Origin of the sequence: Oceaniserpentilla sp. 4NH20-0058 (genome assembly GCF_040371755.1) — a bacterium.
Classification (GTDB): domain Bacteria; phylum Pseudomonadota; class Gammaproteobacteria; order Pseudomonadales; family Oceanobacteraceae; genus Bermanella.
Genome location: NZ_BAABWE010000030.1, coordinates 1 through 600 on the forward strand (window position 1 = coordinate 1; position 600 = coordinate 600).

Annotated in this window: 1 protein-coding gene; it reads right to left on the minus strand. The window is 41.3% G+C overall.

Annotation, left to right across the window (positions count from 1 at the left end):
• Nucleotides 1-261: 261 nt before the first annotated feature.
• On the minus strand, nt 262-600 hold a 339-nt coding region (locus tag ABWV45_RS15490; RefSeq protein ID WP_353352624.1), incomplete at its 5' end, for a transposase.

A 600-nucleotide genomic window follows, 5' to 3' on the forward strand; every position in this document is an offset into this window, starting at 1 on the left:
TATATGGTCTCCCCCCAGCTTGCAAGATAAAAGTATCAAATTTCGAAAGTTAGGTTGCTGCCGTATATTCGGTCTCTCATATCAGCATATTTGCATGCTTGGACCTTGATGAGCCTCCGCGCACATTATCCTGATCGACCTAACGGTATCGAGTACCCACGGAAAAGACAGGTTTTTAATGTGCTGGTTTTACCTATTTCGTCATCTTTTACTTTTTCTTTGCAACTTGGTGGTTGGTTACTCTATCTGCAAATCTTTATTCTAAGATGCTTGATACGTTTCTTTTTTGACAACCAATACCCAAGCGATTCGAACTAACTTGTTGGCTAACGCAACAGTGGCTCGATTTTTCCCTCTGCGCTCAACCAAGGCATTAATCCATCTGCTTAATTCATCTGTTTTATTGGCTGCCATCCTGACAACTGATCTTGCCCCGTGAATAACAAGTGATCGAAGATAACAATCACCTTTTTTAGTTATACCCAGTAAAACGTTTTTGCCACCAGAACTATGCTGTCTCGGCACAATACCTAAAGCAGCTGATGCATCTCGGCCTTTTTTAAATTGCTTGCCATCTCCTATCCATGCTTTAAAAGCAGA